Source organism: Streptomyces sp. NPDC006265 (genome assembly GCF_040613555.1).
In the GTDB taxonomy this organism is placed as follows: Bacteria; Actinomycetota; Actinomycetes; order Streptomycetales; family Streptomycetaceae; genus Streptomyces.
In genome coordinates this window covers 1-3,567 of record NZ_JBEXSH010000906.1, presented here as the reverse complement: position 1 = coordinate 3,567, position 3,567 = coordinate 1, and the positions used below count along the sequence as shown (strand labels likewise).

Below are 3,567 nucleotides of genomic sequence, written 5' to 3'. Positions count from 1 at the left end.
GGAGTTGGAGGGCGGCGTCGACGCATGCCTCGGTTGCGTACTGGGCTTGGGCGTGGTTGCGGGCGGCGAAGTCTGCGAAGCGGCTTGTGTCTGGGCCCCGGGCGGGGGCTCCGAGGAGGGGGACGCGGACGATGCGGGTGGCGAGGGCGTCCAATAGCGGGTCGGGGAAGACGGTGCGCGGGCCGTGGGGGGCGGCGGAGTACTCCTGGAAGTCAGTGGTCAGCAGGATGACGGGTGCTCCGAGGGCGGCGGCGTAGCCGATCTCCATGCACACGCCGTCGTCCGGGCTGGGTCCGTGAACGATGGCGAGGAAGGCACGGATACTGCGGAGCCGCTCTCGGTCGAGTTCGAAGATCCGCCTCCCTTTGACGTCGGCGACGAGGTCTTCCTCGTCTGTGTCGCAGAAGGGAAGGAAGACCTGGTCTTCGCCGATCTTGAGGGCAAGGTGGTGGGCCAGCTGAGCGGCGAGGGCGCGGTCGTGGGCGGCGAAGAGACGGTGGGCGACGTAGTACATCGGGCTGCCTCCTGCTGCTGGTCAGGATGGGGCGCGGGGTGGGGCGGGGAAGGTCAGTGGCACGTGGGCGGTGTGCTGGCTGGCGGCCTGTACGGCGCGGTCGAGGGCTGCGGCCGGTGGGAGATGCCGTGCGCGGTGGGCGAGGTAGGTGCCGGCCAGAGTGTCGCCGGCGCCGGTGATCTGCCGGACGGTGGGCACGGCTGGCGGGGTGATGGGTCGCTGTGCACAGCCGGGCAGGACAACGCGTGCCGGGCGAGGGCCGTCGGTAACGACGGTCTCCGGGCAGGGGCACGGGCCGGCGTGGTGGGTGAGGAGGGCGTGTTCCTCGGCGTTGACGAAGATCGTGGCCGCGTGCCGGAGCCAGGGGGCGGCGGCGCGGATGAGCTGGGGGGCGCTGGGGAGGTGGAAGTCCAGGCTGAAGGGGCAGCCGCGCTCGGTCAGTGCTGCGAGAACGGCGGGGACATCAAGGGGGTGGCGGCAGCTGATGTGGAAGGCCGCCTCGGGATGGCGGTCGATCACCTGCAGCGCATGGGCGGTGAGGTGCCCGGCGGCACCGTAGGCGGTGTCGACGGCCGTGACGGTTCCCGCGTCGTCGTAGCGGATGGTGAACGCGGCCGACGGCTCGGGAGCGGGGTGGAGAAGGCTCCAGTCCAGCGCAGGTAGGCGTGGGTCGTCGGGCAGGCTGGCCAGGTCGTCTCCGACGACGGAGGCTGGCGCGACCGGGAGGCCGGCGCGGGCCGCCGCCACGGCCAGGTGGAGGGCGGCGCCACCGAGCTGGTGCACGGGCAGGTGACCGGGGCGGTGGATGTTGTCAAGGGAGATGTTGCCGATCACGATGGTGCGCTGCATCGTGGCGCTCCCTCTCGGTCAGGTCCGGGTGTGCGCACAGTCGGTCAGGGTGGTGCAGGTCGGGCGGCGCGTGCACAGGCGGGCAGGTGGCCGGTTGAGGTAGAGGCGCTTGAAGTAGATCAGCGTCAGATGGGTCCACCATGTCGGGGCCGCCTCGGCCGGGATGGTGACGTTCTGGTCGGCGGTGAGCTCGCGCAGGGCATCGGTGTGGCGGGCGACGGCGTGTTCGAGCAGCAGGCGTAGGTGCTCGTGGGCGGCCGGGCCGGAGGGGAGAGTGAAGCCGAGGGCGGGGGCGAGTTTGGTGACCATGCCGGAATCGACGGGGATGATGCCGCAGTGGTAGCCGCGGGCGTAGAGGGCGGCGCACTGGGCGACTTTGTAGGACGCCCCGCGCACGTCGCGGGCGAAGGCTGCGATGAAGGTTTTGGAGTCCCATGCGGCCGGGTCGGTGCCGTCCTTGTCCCAGCGGGCGAGGGTGTCGGCCAGCGAGTACAGGTAGGTCAGGCGTGCCTCTGTCAGGCCGAGCGGGGCGACCAGGTCGCGCGCCTGGTCGTCGGCGAGGTCGGTGAGGGCGTCGAAGCCGAGCCTGTCGGCGCGGGCAAGGGCGGCCGCGTAGGTATCGACCATGCGGTAGTTGATCCGGGTGGACCAGCCGGCCGCGAGCATCCGCATGCGCGGGTCGGTGATGGTGGGGGGCCACCAGCGGTTGTGGTCGTGGTTGGCCTCCACCTCGGCGCGTACATCGGCGAGCGCTGCGGCACGGGTGACGAATGTCAGGACGCGGTCGTCGGTGCGTCTGCTGGCTTTGGTAACGGTCACGGCGCTGCTCCTGGGGCGTACGGGAGGCTGTGGGCGGCGAGGGCGAGGTTAGAGGAGATCACGGGGATGCGCAGCCGCTCCTGCAGGGCGGCTGCGGCGGTAAGGGTGCGCCAGCCGGTGCAGGACAGTACGAGCGCGTCGGCCGTGGCGAGGGCGGTCTGCGGCAGGCCGTCACACAGACCGACGATCTGCTGGGGCCTGATGTCGGGGTAGCCGTCGTCCAGGCCGAGACTGGCATGGGCGAGGACCTGGATGCCGTGTGCAGCCAGGGCATCGGCTTCGGCGCGGGTTACCACCTGTGGGTAGGGAGTGGCCAGCACGACGCGGGGGAGGCGGCGCCGGTGCAAGGCTGTGGTGAGGGCGTCGAAGGCGGTGATCACGTCGGGCGGCAGCTCTGGTCCGCCAGTGAATCCGGCAGAGGTGCACGCCAGCAGAGTCACGTCCAGCGGCAGATGGCGCATGGAGTCGACGGCCCCGGTGGCGGCGGCACGCAGCCCGTGCCAGAAGGACTCGTCGACGGCGGTCGTGCGGGAGGCCGGCACGAGCCGAGCGTAGTGGAAGACCACGCCCGGCTCGCCGATTTGCGGCAACTCCTCTTCGACCGCCACGTTGGCCCACGGCAGCAACACGCCGACATGCCGGCGCACCGCCTCACCTGTCATGGCGGGGTCAGCGGGCACGGTGTGTGCCGTAGATGACGCGCGGAGCGTGGCCGGTGACGGTGATGTCCGCAGGCGTTCCCACCGGGACGACGGCGCCGGGCTCGATGATCTGGATCGCGTAGGAGCCCAGTCGGCGGAACCAGGTGCCGTGCTCGTCGACGAAGTACGCGTGTACGCCCGGGACCTCCAGCCCTGCCGGGTAGACGCGTTCCTTCATCGGCCGGTCCCAGATCTGGTCGATGTCGGCCTTCCACGTGGCGAAGTGCTCTGCGGACGGCAGGCCCTCAAGGCTGGCTTCTTCGTCGGCGAGCGGCGTGCCGGGGAATGCGCGGGCCAGTCGTACGTTGGTGCGGTGGCACATCAGCCCGGCGTCGTAGATCCGCTGCAGAGCCTTGAGGTTGGCCAGGTGCGTGGCGTGGGTTTCGCCGGGCAGTCCGTAGATGAGGTTGAGGCCGGGCAGCAGTTTCGGCAGCCCGCCCGCTCCGCGCTCGGCGCCGGCCTCGTTCACGTGCTCGACGGCGCGCAGCAGGATGTCCTCGGTACACGTCAGCGTGTTGCGTTCGATCACGGCGGGGTCGAACGACTCGATGCCCATCGGGGCGCAGTTGCCCTCGGTGCACAGCTTGGCGACCGCCGCCGCGATGCGCCGGCCGACTGGCGCGGCCACCGCCAGCGGGTCGGCGTTGTCGATGTGCAGCATCTCCAGCTCCGGGCAGCCGGCGA

Annotated in this window: 4 protein-coding genes and 1 pseudogene; all 5 read right to left on the bottom strand. The window is 71.0% G+C overall.

Annotated features, from left to right (window positions below; translation table 11 throughout):
• Positions 1-514 (bottom strand): nucleoside 2-deoxyribosyltransferase (locus tag ABZ281_RS42520; RefSeq protein WP_356663395.1); only part of this gene is annotated, 514 nt, incomplete at its 3' end.
• Between the two features lie 21 nt (positions 515-535).
• Complete coding sequence (locus ABZ281_RS42515) at positions 536-1,363, bottom strand: carbohydrate kinase family protein (RefSeq protein ID WP_356663393.1); 828 nt, start codon at positions 1,361-1,363, stop codon at positions 536-538.
• Positions 1,364-1,381: 18 nt separating this feature from the next.
• Positions 1,382-2,182 carry a hypothetical protein gene (locus tag ABZ281_RS42510; RefSeq protein WP_356663391.1) on the bottom strand — a complete coding sequence of 267 codons (801 nt, stop codon included), beginning with the start codon at positions 2,180-2,182 and terminating at the stop codon, positions 1,382-1,384.
• Positions 2,179-2,862, bottom strand: a complete 684-nt coding sequence (locus ABZ281_RS42505) for a hypothetical protein (RefSeq protein WP_356663389.1) — start codon at positions 2,860-2,862, stop codon at positions 2,179-2,181. Before ABZ281_RS42505 ends, ABZ281_RS42510 begins: the two co-directional genes overlap by 4 nt.
• Positions 2,852-3,567: pseudogene (locus tag ABZ281_RS42500) on the bottom strand (radical SAM protein); the annotation flags it as partial. The gene ABZ281_RS42505 and the pseudogene ABZ281_RS42500, both read right to left, overlap by 11 nt.

Coding starts and splice junctions, on each gene's coding strand:
- ABZ281_RS42515 (WP_356663393.1), bottom strand. CDS start 1,363: ATGCAGCGCACCATCGTGATCGGCAACATCTCCCTTGACAACATCCAC.